Origin of the sequence: Plantactinospora sp. WMMB334, from assembly GCF_049179095.1 — a bacterium.
In the GTDB taxonomy this organism is placed as follows: Bacteria; Actinomycetota; Actinomycetes; order Mycobacteriales; family Micromonosporaceae; genus Plantactinospora.
In genome coordinates this window covers 7234893-7252301 of sequence record NZ_JBMHME010000002.1, presented here as the reverse complement: position 1 = coordinate 7252301, position 17409 = coordinate 7234893, and the positions used below count along the sequence as shown (strand labels likewise).

Sequence of the window (17409 nt, the reverse complement as noted above, 5' to 3'; positions counted from 1 at the left end):
GCACGACCGGGCCGGCTAATCGTCGTCGCTGTCGAGGCCGTATTCGGCGCGCAGGGCGTCGGCCTCGGTCGTCCGCCCGAGCGCGGCGAGCGCGCCGCCGAGCAGCCAGGCCGTGCGGCGTACCGCGTCGGAGTGTTCGGGCAGGCTCCCGAGGGTGGCCCGGAGCAGTGGCTCGGCCTCGGCCGGGCGGTCGAGCCGGAGCAGCACCTCGCCGGTGAGCAGGTCGACGAGGAGGGCCTCGCCGAAGGCCTGGATCGACCGCAGGGCGTCGGCGGCACCGTCCAGCCGGGCCAGCGCCTCCTCCGGCCGGTCCGCGCCGACCAGCGCGCGGGCCGCCGCGTCGGCCAGCATCGCCCGCTCCCAGCGCACCGCCGCACCGACCTCGGCATCCTGCTGATCCGGCTGCTGGGCGCGCTCCCGGTCCGGCGTTCCGGATCCACCGGGCGTGCCCGCTCCGCTCAGGGGGTCGGCCCCGTCCGGAGCGCCGACGTCGTCCGGTAGCGCCGCCGCCACCCGGTCCGCGGCCGCCAGCGCGGCGAGCGCCGCCGCCGGATCGCCCGCCCAGTGCTGGGCGGAGATCTCCCGGCGGCGCGCCCGCAGCTCGTCGAGCGGCAGCCCGGCGAGCTGGAACGCCGTCGCCGCCGCGCCGAACCGCTGCGCGGCGAGATTGTCCCGGTCCTGGGCGTAGAGCAGGTCGCCGGCCTCCTCCAGCACACCGGCCCGGGCGGGCAGGTTGTCCGGCCCGTCCAGGTTCTCGGCGAGCTGGTCCAGCAGGGCCAGGGCCGCACCCTCCTCGCCCATCGAGCGGTAGATGCCGGCGAGCAGGTGCCGGCACCGGTCCGCGTCCGCCTGCCGGCCGAGCCGGTCCAGCTCGCCGACCGCCTCCTCCGCCGCCTCGGCCGCCTCCACCGGACGACCGGCCCGCCGGTAGGCGTCGGCCAGCTCCCAGCGCAGGTAGGCCACGCCGTCGGTGATGCCGCGCTCGGCGCAGAGTGCCACCGCCTCCACCAGGTCGTCGACCGCCTCGGCCGGCCGGTTGGCGGCGACGAGCGCCCGAGCCCGACCGGTCCGGGCCGGCAGCGCCAGCCTGTCGGTGGCGAGTCGCACCGCGTCGTCGTACGCGGCGACCGCCTGTGCCGGATCGTCGAGGGAGCCCGCGTAGCCGAGGCTGGCGATCGCGGCGTGCTCGGGCAGGCCGAGCTCGTCGTAGAGCTCCCGGGCATGCTGCGCCGCCGTGCCGATCTCGACCCGCCGGCCCAGCAGCTCCAGGACGCGGAGCCTGGTCAACGCGACCCTGGCCACCAGGTGCCGGTCGCCGGCCGTGGCCGCCTCGGTCGCCGCCCGGTCCGCCGCCGCCACCGCCTCGTCGCCCCGGCCCCGCTCGGCGAGGGCGATCGCCAACCGGTCCTGTGCGGCCGCCCGGTGCCAGGCGTCGCCGTGCGCCATCAGGTAGTCGGCTGACTCCTCGACCAGCGGCAAACCCTCCTCGGGCTCGCCGGAGAGCAGCAGCAGTACGCCGAGTCGGCCCGCCACCACCTGCGCACGGTGCGGATCCGGGATCTGCCGGTGCAGCGCCAGCGCCTCCCGGTTCGCCACCACCGCCGCGTCCAGGTCGCCGTCCACCTGCCGCTCGACGGCCCGGAACTCGGCCCGCCGGGCGACGACGCCCGGCTCCTGCTGCTGCCCGGCGAAACGTTCGTCGAAGACCGCCAGCAGCGCGAGCATCTCGTCGTCGCGCTCACCGCGCCAGGCCGCGTCGACCAGGTCGAGCAGCTGCTCGGCGGTGGCGTCCGCCGGCACCTCGGGCCGGGACGGCGGGGAGGTCGCCGCCCGGCCGGCGGCGCGCCCGGCGGCGGTCCGGACAGCTCCGCCGGCACCATCCGCGGCACCCTCACCGCTGCCGCTCCCGGTGCTCGTGCCGCTGCCGCTGCCGGTGCCGGTGCTCGTGCCGCTGCCGGTGCTGGTGCTGGTGCTGGTGCTGGTGCCGGGGCCGGGGCCGGTCGGTCTCGGGCCGGGCGTGGGGCGGCTGCGCGCGGTCGCGGAGAGTGGCAGGTAGTCCCCGACCGGTTCCCGGGCGAGCACCTCGGCGACGAAAGCCGACTGTGCGGTGCTGCCGTTGCGGGCGTCGAACCGGACGGCCAGCTCCCGGGCCGTCCCGGCCAGCTCGTCGGCGAGCACCGCCACCGGCACCTCGGTCGCCGGCCGATCTCCGAACTCCCGGCGGCGCACGGCCAGCTCGGCGTGCCCCTCGGCGGCCAGCCGGTGCAGCAGCAGCGCACCGCTGGCGGCGAAGGCCATCGCGTCGCCCGGCGACGGCGCCCGGTCCAGCCACTCCAGGTGCCGTTCGAGAATTTCCAGCCCTCGCGCCTCGTTGCCGGTCACCGCGCAGAACGCCAGATGGTCGCCGATGTTCCACAGGTCCGCCAGGTTGGCCCGATGCCGGCGGTACGCCCGCAGGTGCGCGTCCCGGGCCTGCTCCCGCCGCCCCGTGTGCAGGTACGGCAGCAGCAGCGCGGCGAGGACGTTCTGCGGCTGCTCGGTGCAGCTCAACCGGCCGGCGAGCACCGGCTCGGCCAGCGCCACCGACTCCTCGTAGCGGCGCAGGGTGTTCAGGTAGCCGATCTGGCCCGTCGGGTCGCAGCCGGCGCAGTCGGAGAGGTCGTCCCGGGGCGTGGTGGTCCACCGCCTGTACCACTCGGCGGCCTCGTCGGTCGCGCCCACGTGCAGGGCGACCTGGTGCCGCTGCTTGTAGACCGCCTGGAGGCTGTGGCCGCCGTCCCGGTAACGCCGCTCCATGTCGTCGAGCACCGCCCTGGTCCGGTCCAGCGGAATCTCCGGGAAGTAGAGCAGGGCGCTGATCATGTGCTTGAAATACCAGAGCAGGTTGTGCTCGTACTGCCGGTGGTAGGGCTGCGGGTTACGGTCGAAGTCGGCCAGGCACCAGGAGAAGCTGACGAAGGACCGGGCCGGCTCGCCGCCGTAGTAGTAGGCGCTGGTCGCCAGCATCCGGGCGACGAAGGCCAGCCGCTCGTCACCGGCGGCGTCGACCTGCCGGAGCAACTGCTCGGTGGCGGCGATCTGGCCGCTGCCGAAGGGCATCTCGGCGACCCGGTCGAGCGTACGCCAGAGTTCGTCGGTGCCGGACGTCATCGCCTCACTCCTGTCCCGGTACGGCCCGACCGAGCAGGCCGAGGAACGAGCTGTTCAGCAGGGCGGCGTCGGCGGGGCGGATCGGATGGTAGCCGAGCAGCAGCGCCTGGCCGTACAGGGCTTCGACGGCGAGCCCGATCAGCTCCGGGTCGCCGAGCGCGCTGACCCGGCGGACCAGCGGGTTGCGGTGGTTGAGCACCAGCTGCGGTCGCTCCGCCGGGCCGGAGGCGGCCAGCGCGTCGAGCACCCCGGCCCAGGTCTCGTCGGCCCGCTCCCGGGTCGAGCGGAGTTGCTCCTCGAAGGCCGCCGACCGGCTCACGACATAGAGTGCCGGCAGCGACGCCGGGGCGTACGCCCGGAGCACCACCTCGCAGCCGAGCCGGTCCAGGGCGCGCTGGGCGGCGACGACGAAGGGCCGCAGCGCCAGCTCGGTGGCCGGGTCGAGGGCGTCGAAGCGGGTGGTGAGGTCGTCCGGCTCCAGCCGCTCCACCAGGACCGACCGGTCCACCGCCGGCAACCGCTCGATGATCTCGGTGTCGTAGGTGTATCCGGCGTTGACCACCGCCAGGTCCTGCGCCGCCGCCACCGCGGCGAGCTGGCGGAACTCGTCGATGCTCGCCGCGTAGCGGATCAGGCCGTGCCGCTCGCGGAACTCGGCCAGGGTGGTCTGCCCGGTGTTGGTCTCCATCGGCCACCAGCGCTCGACCAGCCGCAGCATCTCGTCGTCGTGCAGGGCCAGCGCCTTCACCCCGAGGTGGTGCACCTGGAGAAACTCGGCGAGCCGGCGCGGCGCGTTACCGGCCAGCCGGACCAGCCAGCCCCGGAGCTGGTCGCCGAGCGCCTCCCGGGTCGCCTCCAGCAGGCTGTCCTCGTAGAGCGCCTCCCGGCTGGCGGTCGGGCGCAGCTCGGTGGAGTCGACCACGCAGCGGGCGAAGAACGCCCAGTCGGGAAGAAGCCCGTCGGCGCCCTCGGTGAGCAGCATCCGCTTCAGGTAGACCCGGTGTCCGGGCCGGGCCGCCGGGTTGACCGGGGTGGGCAGGACGAACGCGGCCCCGGTCAGCCCCGCCTCCGGCACCGAGAGCGGTACGACGTCGAACGGGGTGAAGCCGAGCGCTTCGCGGGCGTACCGGAGGAGGTTCTCCCGGCGGGCGGCGGGGGAACTGCCGGCGGCGGCCGACCACGGCGGCGGCCCGGCGGTCGTCTCGACGTCGCCGACGCTGACCCGGATCGGCAGCAGCGACCCGAAGAGGCGGGCCAGCTCGGTCACTGTCGGCCCGGTCAGCCACTGCTCGGCGCCGCGCCGGGGGACGATCGTGACGGTGGTGCCCGGCTCGGCGCGCTGCGCGTCGGCGGCGGCCGGCCCGACCCGGTAGCGGCCGTCGGAGTAACCGGTCCAGAGCACCGTCGGCTCGTCGCCGTGCCGGGTGCGGACCCGCACCTCGTCGGCGACGAGGAAGCAGGAGAGCAGGCCGATGCCGAACTGCCCGAGGAACTCGTGACGGGCGAAGCCCAGCTCGTCCCGCTTCGAGCTGCGGCCGATGGTGGCCAGCAACTCGTGCACCTGCTCCTCGGTGAGGCCGGTGCCGGTGTCGTGCACCCGCAGGGTGCCGTCCCCGGTCAGCTCCGGCGGCTCGATCCGGACCACGGCCGGCGCACCCGGCTCGACGGCCCGGCGGGCGGTGATGGCGTCCACCGCGTTCTGCAACAACTCCCGGACATAGACCCGGGGACTGCCGTAGAGGTGGTGGCTGAGCAGGTCGACCACGCCACGGAGGTCGACCTGGAAGGTACGGTCCACGATCTTCTCGCCCACTCCCGTCCGTAACGGTGCTCTACTCCTGCCCGGTGACGGCGCCGCACGCCGATCCGGTCACGGCGCCGCACGCCCGCCCGCGGATAACGGCGCCGCACGCCCCGCGCGCCGGGTGACGGCGCTCACGGTACCGGCCCGGCACGACACCTCGCGTCCTGCACTACCGCCGACTTTCCCGCACTCACTCCCGCCGACTTTCCCGCACTCCCGCCGACTTTCCCGGGCGGTCGCCGGATGGGCGACTTGACTCTCGACCCGATCGAGGCCGCAGCCTCGGGCCGGTCAGGCGGATCCGGTGCCGGTCGGTCACTCTCGACACGATTCGGTGCGGCGCGGTGCGGAGGTGGTCATGCCGGGTGGTGGCTTCTGGTCACTGTGGACGGCCACGGTGGTGTCCCGGCTCGGTGACGCGCTGCGCACCCCGGCGCTGGCGCTGCTCGCCGCGTCGGCGAGCCGGGATCCGCGTACCGCCGCGGCGGTGGTGGTCGCCGGGCAGCTCCCGCCGCTGCTCTTCGGCCTGGTCGGCGGCGTCTACGCCGACCGGTGGGACCGGCGGCGGGCGATGGCCACAATGGACGGGCTGCGCGCCGCCCTGGTCGCCGGCCTCGCGCTGCTGGTCGCCACCGGCGACGCCGGGATCGCCGTGCTGGTCGGCTGCGCGTTCCTGCTCGCCACCCTCGGCACCGTCTTCGACGCCGCCGCGTTCGCGCTGCTCCCCGGCATCGTCCCCGCCGACCGGCTCGCCGCCGCGAACGGCCGGCTCCAGGCGGGTACGGCGGTGGCCGGCGGATTCGTCGGCGCCCCACTGGCCGGGGTGCTCTTCGCGATCTCGGCGGCCCTGCCGTTCGCCGTCGACGCCGTGACGTTCGCTCTCGCCGCGCTGCTGGCGCTGACCCTGCGGGTCCCGAGAGGGTTGCGAACCGGTCCGACCCGAAGCAGCGCCGCCGCCACCGGGCGCGGTGCCACCGCCGGGCGCGGTGCCACCGCCTGGCGTGCGGCCGGGGATGGGCTGCGGTGGATCTGGCGGGACGGCACGCTGCGCCGGATCACCCTGCTGACCGCGATCACCAACCTCGCCACCAGCGGCCTGATCGCGATCATCGTCCTCTACGCGCTGGAGGTGCTGGCGGTGCCCGCCGCCGGCTACGGGCTCTTCATGTCGGCGGCGATACTCGGCGCGCTGACCGGTGGACTCTGCGCGGGCCGGGTCGCCGCCCGGCTCGGCACCCTGGCCGGCCTGCGTTGCGTGCTGGTGGTCGAGACGCTGGCGCTCGTCGCGCTGGCACTGGCCCGGCATCCGGTGCCGGGCGCCGTCGCACTCGCCGTCTTCTCCGCCGGCACCGCCATCTGGAACGCGCTCTGGTCGGCATACGGGCAGAAGAACGTCCCCGCCGCACTGCTCGGCCGGGTCGGCAGTGCCCAGCGTACGGTCGGGATGCTGGCCGCCCCGGTCGGCGCGGTCGGCGCCGGCTTCCTCGGCTCCGCTGCCGGGCTTCCCTCGGTGCTCTACGCCGCCGCCGCCGTTTTCGCCCTGGTCACCGCCGCCTCCTGGCACACTCTCCGCAGTGGGGCACGGCGCGACAGCAGGTTCAGCGGTGTGACAGGCTCATAACCGTGACTCAGCTCGTGATCCTGACCGGCCCGATCGCGGCGGGCAAGAACACCGTCGCGGACGCGCTCTGTCATCGCCTGACCAGATGCGGCCGTACGGTCGTGGTGGCGGACGTCGACGACGTCGCGGCGATGGTGGGGCGGCCCGGCGCGGCGAGGGTCGGTCTGTGGTTCGCGGCGCACGAGGCGCACGGTGCCCTCGTCGGCCAGTGGATGCGCTCCGACGTCGAGTACGTCCTGGCGGTCGGCCCGTTCCACACCGAGGAGGAGCGCGGCGCGCTGACCCGCACACTGCCGGTCGATGCCACCGTGCTCTGGGTGGTCATCGACGCCCCGGTGTCCGTGACCCTCGCACGCGCACGGGCCGACCCGGCACGGGTACTGTCCCGCGATCCGACGTTCCACCGCTCCCGGCACCGCCACTTTCGGAAGCTGCTGCCGACGATCCCGGCCGACGTGACGTTCGACTCGGAGACGTTGGACGCCGAGCAGATCGCCAACGCGATCATGGATCGGTTGGACGCTCACCGCGCCGGCAGGTGCGTGACGCGGACCCCGCCCGCTTCGATCCGCACCTCACCCGTTTCCTGACGAAACTCCACCGGTCGCGCCCGAGGCTCTGAAACGATGACGCCCCCGGTACCGGACACGAGCTTCGGTACCGGGGGCGTGCGGGCCGTACCGCGGATCCACAGTCTATGCGGGGCGGTACGTCACGCCGTCGACGACCATCGGGAACAGCTGGTTGGTGCGGGTGCCGGTGCGACAGGTGGTCCTACCACCGATCAGAGGCCCCAGCCGTACCGGACGCGGTCGCGGCCGGAGTTGTTGCGGACACTCAGATTGAGGTTGGTGCCACTGCCGCTGAGGGAGAACATCGAATACCAGTCGTACCCGGAGCTGCCGGTGGGCTTGCCGCCCGTCGCCGGCCAGTAGGCGCCACCAATACTCCGCGAGCGTGTGGTGTCGGTGATCGCCCGGATGTAGTTGACAAAGTTCTCCGTGCCCGCGTTGGAGCCGTAGTTCAGGCCGTTGTCCATCGGGGCGCCGAACTCGGTCAGCACGGCGCGGGACGAACAGTTGCCGAGGCGCTCCTCGAAGTGGTTGCGCCACCCCCAGTAGTCCTTGGTGCCGTACATGAAGGCGTAGTGGTGGATGGAGAGCAGGGTGCCGTTGAGGCGGCTGTCATTGCAGACGTCCCGCAGGTCCTGGCTGTAGCCGGTGCCGCCGATGAGCACCCGGCCCCGGTTGGCGCCGGTGTGACGGTCGAGCCAACGCACTGCGACGTCGCGCCACTCCTGCGACGAGTAACCGTGCGGCTCGTTCATCGGTTCGAGGTAGACCCGGCTGTTGCCGCCGTAGGCGTTGATCACCGTGGTCCACATCGAGTGGAACGCGGACGAGTTGGTGACCCGGCCGCCGGAGGCGGCGCCGTCCTCCCAGTAGGCAAGGATGACGTTGAAGCCGCGGCCGGTGGCGGCGTCGATGGCGCCCCGGTAGTTGTTCCACCAGCCGTCGGCCACGGTGTGGGTGTTGATCGGAAGCCGGACGGTGTTGACGCCCATCGCGGCCATGTCGTCGTAGAGGGCGTTGGCCTTGGCCCGCACCGTGGCGTTGCTGTCGTTGATGCTCAGGCCATGGGGGACGAGCCGGCCGGTGGTGAAGTTGTCGCCCTGCCTCGCCCAGTTCATGCCTCGGAACTGGTTGGTGGCCGCGTTGGCCGGTGTCGCGCCCTCGACGGCGGCGACGGGGATCAGCAACACTGCGGCCAGGGTGCTGATGACGACGCGACGGAGAGATCGTCGACGGGACGTCGATACCTCATGTGCGGTGTGGTTCATGGTGGTGACCGAGCTGGTGCCCTGCTGGGTTGTCAAGGTCTCGTCCTTCCTCACGAGGCTTCTGGTGGCGGGTACGACGGTTCATGCCGTGGTGCCCCGGGGCGCGTCCGCCCCCTGTAGTGCTCCGGTGCGGGCTCCGATTGGCCGGTCGGCGCCGGGCAGCGCCGCAGCAGTAACACTTTGGTAATCGAACGTGAACGGCTGCGCCATCATTCGAACCGACTCGTCCAAAAAGGGGCACAGACGAACATGGGTGTAGTCGCCCACGGAGTTCGCGACTTCGACCGAAGGTGACAGACCCGTCGTGAGGAGGCGGTCACACCTTCTCGACTCCGGCAGCCGGGGGGCAATCTGTGGTTCGCCGCGAACCGCGAACCAGAGATTGCCAAGATCTTTGGCATCCGCGGAGCCGACCGGGGAACCGGCCGCCGGTGCCGTGCCTCAACCCGGCATGACGAGGACAGCGCGCGACGGCGCGACGGGGTACGGCGCGGCGGGTTACGGCGCGGCGGGTTACGGCGCGGCGGCACGACCCGACGGAACAACGCCCCGGCGTTCCCCGGCGACGAGGCGCGATGTGCTGCGGTTGACCGGGGCTGCGCTCGCCGGAGCGGCCGGGCTCGGTGCGGTCTCGGCGAGCGCCGGCTGCGAGTTCCGGGCCGGGGAGCGGGCCGGGGAGCGGGCCGGTGGACGCGGCGAGCCGGGGCCACCGGACGCGCTCGTGGTCGAGTTGGCCGGCGGGAAACTGGCGGTGGTGCAGGCGGCGACCGGGCGACTGCTGGTCCAACCGGCTCCGGCGGTGATCAGCGGCGACGGCCGCCGGCTGGTCCGGGCCGAGCAGTCGGCCGGGACGACCCGGTTGACGGCGCACCGGTTGCCGGACGGCGCGCCGGTCAGCGCCGGCACCCTGACCGGCGCGCTCGCGGTCCGGGCCACCTCGCCCGAGGGCGGGTTGGTGGCGCTCGCCGACGACGCCGGGCCGGGGCACACGCCGTACCGGCCAGGGCCCCGGGAGCGGACCACGATCGTGATCGCCGACGGTGCCGGCCAGCGCCGCCGGCTGGAGCTGCCGGGCAACCTGGAGCCGGAGGCGTTCGACGCCGCCGAGCAGGCGCTCTTCGTCCTCGACCACCTGCCGCCGACCGCGCCGGACCGCTACCGGGTACGGGTCGTCGACATCGCCTCCGGGCGGGTGGAACCGCTGCTGACCAGGGTGAAGGCCGTGGTGCCGGAGGGCACCGAGGAGGAGATGCGCGGCGAGGGCCGGCAGGCGGTCTACGATCCGGTGCGCAAACGACTCTTCACGCTCTACACGCACCAGCCGGACCACGTGCACACCCGGGACCGGATCGCCGCCGCGAACGGCGCCGGGGACGAGGGCGGGGACGGCGCCGCCGGGGCCCGCGAGGACGCTCCGCACGTGCACGCCTTCGTGCACACCCTCGACCTGACCGAGCGCTGGGCGTTCTGCGTCGACCTGCCGGCACCCTACGGGGAGCAGCCGGCCGCGGGGCACACGATCGCGCTGAGTCCGGACGGCACCCGGCTCCACGTGGCGGACACCGGCAGCGGAGCACTGGCCACGATCGATCCCGAAGGACTCACCGTGCTGGAGAGCTTCCGGTTCGACCCGCCGACGGGCGGCACCGGGGCGGGCGGCGCGGCCCCGGGTGACGCCGCGCCGGCCGCCTCGACCGCGCACGCCGACGGGATGGTGCTGGTCGGGGCCGGTCGCGAGGTGGTCGGCCTGGCGGGCTACACGCGCGGCAGGGCCCCGCGCTGGTCCACCGCGGCCGAGGTACGCGGACTCGCCGCCCCACCCTCCGGCGACCGGCTGTACGTCGGTCAGCCCGACGCGGTGCTCCGGGTGGAACCGGGCAGCTGGGCGATACGGCAGCGTATCGACGTACCCGGGTTGGTGGCCGTGCGTCGGGTCGTCCCCGTCGGCTGACGGACGGCCGGACGGCCGACGGACGGCCGGACGGCTAACGGGCGGCCGGGGCGGATTCCGCCCGGCCCGACCGGCGCGGACCCGGTCAGGGGGTGAGCGTGCCCGGCTGGTCTCCCTTGACCACGGGCGCCCGGACCAGGTTGCCCCACTCGGTCCACGAGCCGTCGTAGTTGCGCACCCTCGGATAGCCGAGCAGGTGCCGCAGCACGAACCAGGTGTGGCTGGAGCGCTCGCCGATCCGGCAGTACGCGACCACGTCGTCGTCCGGCGCCAGCCCGAGCTGGTCGGCGTAGATCGCCCGCAGCTCGTCCGGGCCCTTGAACGTGCCGTCGTCGTTCGCCGCCGACTTCCACGGCTTGCTCAGCGCGCCCGGAATGTGCCCGCCGCGCAGCGCCCCCTCCTGCGGGTACTCCGGCATGTGGGTCAGCTCGCCGGTGTACTCCTTCGGCGAGCGGACGTCGACAAGTGGCCGGCCGGCCGCGATGTGCGCCAGCACCTGGTCCCGGTACGCCCGGATCGGCGCGTCGTCGCGCTGCGGCGTCGGATAGTCGGCCGGGGGCCGCTCGGTCTTCTCCCGGGTGAGTTCCCGCCCCTCGGCGACCCACTTCTGCCGGCCGCCGTCGAGCAGCCGCACGTCGGGATGGCCGAAGAGGGTGAAGACCCAGAGCGCGTACGCCGCCCACCAGTTGAAGTTGTCGCCGTAGAAGACGATCGTGTCGTCCCGGCCGATCCCCTTGGCCGCGCAGAGCCGGGCGAAGCCCTCGGCGTCGAGGTAGTCCCGGGTCACCTGGTCGTTCAGCTCCAGGTGCCAGTCGACCTTGACGGCGCCGGGGATGTGCCCGGTCTCGTAGAGCAGCACGTCCTCGTCCGACTCGACCACCACCAGGCCCGGCTGGCCCAGGTGCTCGGCCAGCCACTCCGTGGTGACCAGACGCTGCGGGTCGGCGTAACCCTGGAGGCTCGGTGCGGGATCGCTCGGCATCGGCATGATCCCCACCGTACGCCGGGCGCCTGCTGGAGGTGGCCGGCTCGTCTCGGTTACCGTCGTCACATGGCGGAGCCGACCCGGACAGGCGTACGACACGAGGGTCGGACCTTCCGGCGCGACGACTGGTACGGCGACGAGTTCGTCGAACACGAGTACGTCGACTGCGAGTTCTTCGACGTCGACCTGACCGAGGCGACCGTGCGGCGCTCCAGCTTCACCAACTGCGCCTTCGGCAACGTCCGGTTCAACGCCTCCCGGCACACCGACTCGGCCTTCCTGCGCTGCACCTTCACCCGGTGCAACTTCTTTGAGGCCGAGTTCGCCGGCTGCAAGCTGGTCGGCAGCACCTTCACCGAGTCGGCGGTCCGGCCGCTGACCGTGCTCGGCGGGGACTGGTCCTTCGTCGGCCTCTCCGGCGCCGACCTGCGCGGCGTCACCATCCAGGGGGTCCGGATGCGCGAGGCGGACCTGACCGGCGCCAACTGCACCGACGCCATCCTGACCGGCGTCGACCTCTCCGGTGCGCAGTTGCGCGCGGCCCGGTTCGTCCGGTGCGACCTGCGCGGCAGCGACCTCAGCACGCTCGACCCGACCACCGTCGAGCGCTCCGGCGCGATCGTCGACCCGACCCAGACGATCGTGCTCGCCCAGGCCCTCGGCTTCCAGGTCGGCTGAGCCCGCCACACCGGCGCCGACGGGGAGCGAACCCGCCGCGTGCACAGTCAGTCCACGGACGACTGCCGCTGCGGATACGGCCCCAGCACCGGCCGCTTGGCCGTGATCGTGTCGCCGGAGGAACGGCCGGTGAGGCGGCGCCGCACCCAGGGGGCGAGGTACTGCCGCATCCAGCGCAGGTCCGCGCCCCGGGCCGCCAGCCACGGCGTCGGCGCCGGCCGGGGAGGGACCACCAGCCAGCTCTCGTCCGGGGAGACGCCGAGGGCGGTCAGCACCCGGGCCGCGACCCGGCGGTGCCCGGCCGCCGACAGGTGCAGCCGGTCGGCGCTCCAGAGCACCGGGTTGCCGAAGGCGTCGTCGGCGTAGAGGTCGACCAGGGTGGCACCGTGCCGGTCGGCGATCTCGCCGATGCCCCGGTTGAGCACCGTCACCCGGGGTGCGACGATCCGCTGGCCGGGCAGCCGGGCCATCACGTCGGCGAACCGGAACAGCACCACGTCCGCACCGGTGTCCCGGAATTCCCCGATCACCTGGTCCGCGCGCGCTATCAGCGCGTACGGGTCGCAACTGCGGCGCAGCACGTCGTTGCCACCGGCGGCGAAGCTGACCAGGTCGGGGCGCATGTCGAGCGCGGTGGGCACCTGTTCGGCCACGATGTTGTCGAAGAGCCGCCCCCGGATCGCGAGGTTGGCGTACCCGAAGTCGGGCCCGGCCCCGGCGGCCAGCGTCGCGGCCACCAGGTCGGCCCAGCCCCGGAAACCGCCGTCCGGGTACGGGTCGTCCAGTCCCTCGGTGAAGCTGTCTCCCACCGCCACGAAGTTGCGCCAGCGCACTCGCGCCTCCCCTTGCCCTACTACCCACTCTCGCCAACCCGGCGCCAGTCTGTCAGCCGGGCCCGGGCCGGCAAACGCGGTGCCCCGCTCCCCAGCCCGGGTCTAGGCTGCCCGGATGCTGCTACGGATGTCCACGCTGTTTCTGCGTACGCTGCGCGAGGACCCGGCCGACGCGGAGGTGCCGAGCCATCGGCTGCTCCTCCGGGCCGGTTACGTCCGTCGCGCCGCCCCGGGCGGCTACACCTGGCTTCCGCTCGGCCGGCTCGTGCTGGACCGGGTCACCGAGGTCGTCCGCGAGGAGATGGTCGCGATCGGCGGCCAGGAGGTGCTCTTCCCGGCCCTGCTGCCCCGGGAACCGTACGAGACGACGGGCCGGTGGACCGAGTACGGCGACGACATCTTCACCCTCACCGACCGGCGGGGCGCCGACTATCTGCTCGGCCCCACCCACGAGGAGATGGCCACTCTGCTCGTCCGGGACACCTTCACCTCCTACCGGGACTTCCCGGTCTCGATCTTCCAGATCCAGACGAAATACCGGGACGAGGCGCGGCCCCGGGCCGGGCTGCTGCGCGGGCGGGAGTTCCTGATGAAGGACTCCTACTCCTTCGACGTGGACCGGGCGGGGCTGGCGGCGGCGTACGACCGGCACCGGGCGGCGTACCAGCGGATCTTCGACCGACTCGGGTTGACCTACACGATCGTCGCGGCGACCTCCGGCGCGATGGGCGGCTCGGCCTCCGAGGAGTTCCTCGCCGCCACCGAGGTCGGCGAGGACACCTTCGTCGGCTGCACCGCCTGCGACTACGCCGCCAACACCGAGGCGGTGGCCACCCCGCCGGCGCCCGCCGGCGACGTGCACGCCCATCCGCCGGCGCAGGTGCACGACACCCCGGAGACGCCGACCATCGAGTCACTGGTGGCGCTCGCCAACGACCGCCGGCTCGGCGGCCGGAGCGACTGGACGGCCGCCGACACTCTGAAGAACGTGGTGGTCGAGCTGCGCCGGCCGGGCACCGACGAGCCGGAGCTGCTGGTCGTCGGCGTGCCGGGGGACCGCGAGGTGGATCTCAAGCGGCTCGGCGCGGCGGTGAGCCCGGCCACCGTGTCGATGTTCGACGGCTTCGCCGACCGGCCCGAGCTGGTCCGCGGCTACCTCGGTCCGCAGGTGCTGGCCAAGCTCGGCATCCGCTGTCTGGTCGATCCCCGGGTCTCCACCGGCACCGCCTGGCTGACCGGTGCCAACGAGCCGGGCCGGCACGCCACCGACGTGGTCTGCGGGCGGGACTTCACCCCGGACGGCACGGTCGAGGCGGCCGAGGTGCGGGCCGGCGACCCGTGTCCGGCCTGCCGGCCCGGGGCGCTGACGATCCGCCGGGGCATCGAGATCGGGCACGTGTTCCAGCTCGGCCGCCGCTACACCGACGCGTTCCGGGTCGACGTGCTGGGGCAGGACGGCAGGCCGATCCGGCCGACGATGGGCTGCTACGGCATCGGCGTCTCCCGGGCGGTGGCGGCGGTCGCCGAACAGCACCACGACGCCCGGGGCCTGGTCTGGCCGGCGGCGGTGGCGCCCTGCGACGTACACCTGGTGGCCGCCGGCAAGGGGCCGCAGGTGGCGGCGGCGCTGGAGCTGGCCGGCCAGCTCGCCGGGCGCGGGCTGCGGGTGCTGCTCGACGACCGGACGCACGTCTCGGCCGGGGTGAAGTTCGCCGACGCCGAGCTGATCGGCATCCCCCGCACCGTCGTGGTCGGCCGCCGCTGGGCCGACGGGTACGTCGAACTGCGCGACCGGGCCACCGGCGAGCGCACCGAGCTGCCCGCCCCGGAGCTGCGGGACCTGCTCACCCCGTCGCGCTAGCCCGAGGTCAGCCAGCCGGGCGCCGGGCGTACTCGATCCGGTAGTCGTCGGTGTACTCGGTCCAGGCGTCCCCGTCGCAGAGGTAGGTCGAGGGCGCCGGATGGGCCGTCAACCGGTCGGATCCGCGGTCGCGGCCGTTGAGGACGAACCGGCTCGACCCCTTCGCCACCAGCGCGGAGTAGAGGATGGTCCGGTCGACGGTCCGGATCCGTCCGGAGATGGTGCCGGTGACATGCTGCTGCCACCGGTCCCGGCCGATCCGGGCGGTCCGCGGAGCGCTCGGACCGTAGTCGTGCACGAACGAACCATCCGCCCGGATGGTCTTCACCGTGCCGCCGGAGCTGGTGAAGGTCGTCGGTACCCGGTCGATGTAGTTGGTGATCGAGTAGTTCGTGGATTCCCAGGTACCGACCAGGCAGGGGTCCACGACCGGGCTCGGGCCGGGTGTCGGGGTCGCCGAGGGAGTCGGGCCACCGGCCAGCGTCGCGGCCGACCGGGACGGAACCTGCTCGACGCGGCCGGCGGGCGACCATTCGCGCAACCCGAGCCACAGCCCGGCAGCGATCAGCACCGGCACCACGACGGCGCCGATCCAGCGACCGTGCCGACCGGCGCGCAGCGGCCACGGCCGGCCCAGGGCCGTCGGTGCCGGCCGCATCCGCCCGGGCTCGCCTCCGGTCGGCGGCCGGACGTCCGCCGCGGCCCCGTCCGTGCCCGGCCGGCCCTGCGCGGCGGTCCCGTCCGTGCCCGGCCGGCCCTGCGCCGCGGTCGTGCCGGTCGGCAACCGCCCGTCGGCGTCGCGCAGCACCGCGCTGGCCAGCGCGCCCTCGGCGACGACGAGTTCCGGCTGCTCGATTCCGGTCGGGACCATTCCGAACGCCTGGTGCAGCCGTGTCTGGACCAGCGGCATCCGGCTTCCGCCACCGACGAGGAAGATCCCGCGCAGGGGTCCGCTGGCGTCGACGGCGGCCGACAGGTCCCGGCAGACCGCGACGGTACGCTCCAGCACCGGACCGGCCAGCGCGTCGAGCCGTTCGCGCCCGAGCGGCAGGTCGTCGTCGAACGACGGCACGTGCACCAGCGTCGTCGCGGTACGCGACAGCACCTCCTTGGCGGTGCGTACGCTGTCCCACAGGTGCCGGCGGGCCCGCCGGTCTGCCCGGTCACGCGGGTGGCCGAGCCGCTCCCAGCGGTCCGGATCGCGGGCCGCGAGGATGTCGCCGAGATGGTCGACGACGGCCGCGTCGATGTCCAGGCCGCCCGCGTCGTCGAGCCCGGCGGAGGCCAGCAGCTCGACTCCCTCGGGCGTGTGGCGCACCACCGAGGCGTCGAAGGTGCCGGCCCCGAGGTCGTAGACCAGGAAATGGCCGGGGGCGGTGGCCGGGATCCGGGAGAGGTGGTGGTGAGCCGCCGCGACCGGCTCCGCGAGCAGGCGCACCCTGCCGAAGACACTCCTGCCGGCCGCCTCCAGGCGTCCCCGCCGGCTCCCCGCCCAGGATGCGGGACAGGTCAGCACGGCGCTGTCGACGTGGTGACCGAGCACGCCGTCCGCCTCGGTGGAGACGTGCCGCAGGATCGCCGTGACGACCGCCACCAGCGGAACCACCCGCCCGTCCAGCAGGAGGCTCTCCTCGTGCATGTGCCGCTTGGGAAACGGTTCGAGGCCGGCCGGGTTACTCGAACCCGCGTGCCAGGCGTCCCGGCCGACGACCAGCCGACCGTCCGGTCCGGCGTAGACCGCCGACGGCAGCAGCGGCGACCCGTCGAAGAGCAGCGGTCGCGGCTCCCGGCCCGGGACCGACAGCATCGCGACCGTGTTCGAGGTACCGAAGTCGATGCTGATCCACGTCGTCTCCATCGAGGTTCACGGTAGCGACGCGGCCACGCCGCGGAACAGCGTCCGGTGCGGTGCGGTGCGGTGCGGTGCGGTGTCGCGGGATCCCGTCCTCGTCGCGGGATGCCGGCCGCCCGTTCAGCGAGTCGCTGCCGCGCCGCCCCGATGCCCCGCGCACCTGGCCTGATAGAACCGCTGGCACTCGTCGTACCGGGGCAGCAGGTCGGCGGCGCGCAGCTCGGCCAGGGTGGGTGCGTGGGCGTCGCGCTCGGAGAGGATCGGATCGATCTCGGCCGGCCAGGGCAGTGCCAGCTCCTCGTCGTGCACGTGCACGATCCGCTCGCGCGCCGGAGCGTACCGGGCGGAGCAGAGGTAGCTGACGATGCTCTCCTCCTCCAGCGCCACGAAGGCGTGCCCGAGCCCCTCGGCAAGGTAGACGGCGCGGTTGTCGATGGTGTCCAGCCGGGTCACCTCGTGCTGGCCGAAGGTCGGCGAGCCGACCCGCAGGTCGACCACGATGTCGAGGACGGCGCCGCGCGGACAGTAGACGTACTTGGCCTGGCCGACCGGCACGTCGGCCCAGTGCACCCCTCGGATCACACCCCTGCGGGACACGCTCTGGTTGGCCTGGGCAACGGGGAGGTCGAAGCCGAGGGCGTCGGCGAAGGCCGCCGCGTCGTACCAGACGAGAAGCCTGCCCCGGTCGTCGGAGAACTGCTGTGGGAGGAACTCCCAGGCTCCGGGGATGGACAGCTCGGTAACCTTCACTGGTCACACCTCCACAATCGCGTGGCCCCCTCCGACTTATCGGGCCAACCGCACGATACCGCCCAGCAACCCGGAGTGGCCGAT

General features: G+C 73.7%; 12 protein-coding genes. 5 read left to right on the top strand and 7 right to left on the bottom strand.

All coding sequences use genetic code 11. The features are described from left to right. Nucleotides 1–15: 15 nt before the first annotated feature. Both ACN27G_RS31455 and ACN27G_RS31450 read right to left on the bottom strand, forming a co-directional pair. On the bottom strand, nucleotides 16–3150 hold the full coding sequence (locus tag ACN27G_RS31455) for a hypothetical protein (RefSeq protein WP_421496299.1): 3135 nt from the start codon (nucleotides 3148–3150) through the stop codon (nucleotides 16–18). 4 nt (nucleotides 3151–3154) lie between these two features. Beyond that, complete coding sequence (locus tag ACN27G_RS31450; RefSeq protein WP_421497529.1) at nucleotides 3155–4948, bottom strand: HSP90 family protein; 1794 nt, start codon at nucleotides 4946–4948, stop codon at nucleotides 3155–3157. A 364-nt stretch (nucleotides 4949–5312) separates the two neighbouring features. Between ACN27G_RS31450 and ACN27G_RS31445 the strand changes: the two genes are divergently transcribed. Both ACN27G_RS31445 and ACN27G_RS31440 read left to right on the top strand, forming a co-directional pair. Then, nucleotides 5313–6575 carry an MFS transporter gene (locus ACN27G_RS31445; protein WP_421496298.1) on the top strand — a complete coding sequence of 421 codons (1263 nt, stop codon included), beginning with the start codon at nucleotides 5313–5315 and terminating at the stop codon, nucleotides 6573–6575. Nucleotides 6576–6577: 2 nt separating this feature from the next. Beyond that, on the top strand, nucleotides 6578–7165 hold the full coding sequence (locus ACN27G_RS31440; protein ID WP_421496297.1) for a hypothetical protein: 588 nt from the start codon (nucleotides 6578–6580) through the stop codon (nucleotides 7163–7165). A 194-nt stretch (nucleotides 7166–7359) separates the two neighbouring features. On the opposite strand, the gene ACN27G_RS31435 is transcribed toward ACN27G_RS31440, so the two are convergent. Then, on the bottom strand, nucleotides 7360–8337 hold the full coding sequence (locus ACN27G_RS31435) for a glycoside hydrolase family 5 protein (RefSeq protein WP_421496296.1): 978 nt from the start codon (nucleotides 8335–8337) through the stop codon (nucleotides 7360–7362). A 529-nt stretch (nucleotides 8338–8866) separates the two neighbouring features. On the opposite strand from ACN27G_RS31435, the gene ACN27G_RS31430 reads away from it, so the two are divergent. Then, nucleotides 8867–10366 (top strand): hypothetical protein, encoded by a 1500-nt coding sequence (locus ACN27G_RS31430; protein WP_421496295.1) that lies wholly within the window; start codon nucleotides 8867–8869, stop codon nucleotides 10364–10366. Between the two features lie 85 nt (nucleotides 10367–10451). Here ACN27G_RS31430 and ACN27G_RS31425 read toward each other — a convergent pair whose 3' ends face one another. Further along, nucleotides 10452–11354, bottom strand: coding sequence for a sulfurtransferase (locus ACN27G_RS31425; protein WP_421496294.1), 903 nt, complete (start codon nucleotides 11352–11354; stop codon nucleotides 10452–10454). 63 nt (nucleotides 11355–11417) lie between these two features. On the opposite strand from ACN27G_RS31425, the gene ACN27G_RS31420 reads away from it, so the two are divergent. Then, nucleotides 11418–12029 (top strand): pentapeptide repeat-containing protein, encoded by a 612-nt coding sequence (locus ACN27G_RS31420; protein ID WP_421496293.1) that lies wholly within the window; start codon nucleotides 11418–11420, stop codon nucleotides 12027–12029. Nucleotides 12030–12076: 47 nt separating this feature from the next. On the opposite strand, the gene ACN27G_RS31415 is transcribed toward ACN27G_RS31420, so the two are convergent. Then, nucleotides 12077–12862 carry an SGNH/GDSL hydrolase family protein gene (locus tag ACN27G_RS31415; protein WP_421496292.1) on the bottom strand — a complete coding sequence of 262 codons (786 nt, stop codon included), beginning with the start codon at nucleotides 12860–12862 and terminating at the stop codon, nucleotides 12077–12079. A gap of 115 nt (nucleotides 12863–12977) precedes the next feature. On the opposite strand from ACN27G_RS31415, the gene ACN27G_RS31410 reads away from it, so the two are divergent. Next, nucleotides 12978–14723 (top strand): proline--tRNA ligase, encoded by a 1746-nt coding sequence (locus ACN27G_RS31410; protein ID WP_421496291.1) that lies wholly within the window; start codon nucleotides 12978–12980, stop codon nucleotides 14721–14723. Between the two features lie 7 nt (nucleotides 14724–14730). On the opposite strand, the gene ACN27G_RS31405 is transcribed toward ACN27G_RS31410, so the two are convergent. Beyond that, on the bottom strand, nucleotides 14731–16581 hold the full coding sequence (locus tag ACN27G_RS31405) for an Hsp70 family protein (RefSeq protein WP_421496290.1): 1851 nt from the start codon (nucleotides 16579–16581) through the stop codon (nucleotides 14731–14733). A gap of 114 nt (nucleotides 16582–16695) precedes the next feature. After that, nucleotides 16696–17325: a dTDP-4-dehydrorhamnose 3,5-epimerase family protein gene (locus tag ACN27G_RS31400; RefSeq protein WP_421496289.1), complete on the bottom strand. Its 630-nt coding sequence runs from the start codon at nucleotides 17323–17325 to the stop codon at nucleotides 16696–16698. Between the last annotated feature and the right edge of the window lie 84 nt (nucleotides 17326–17409).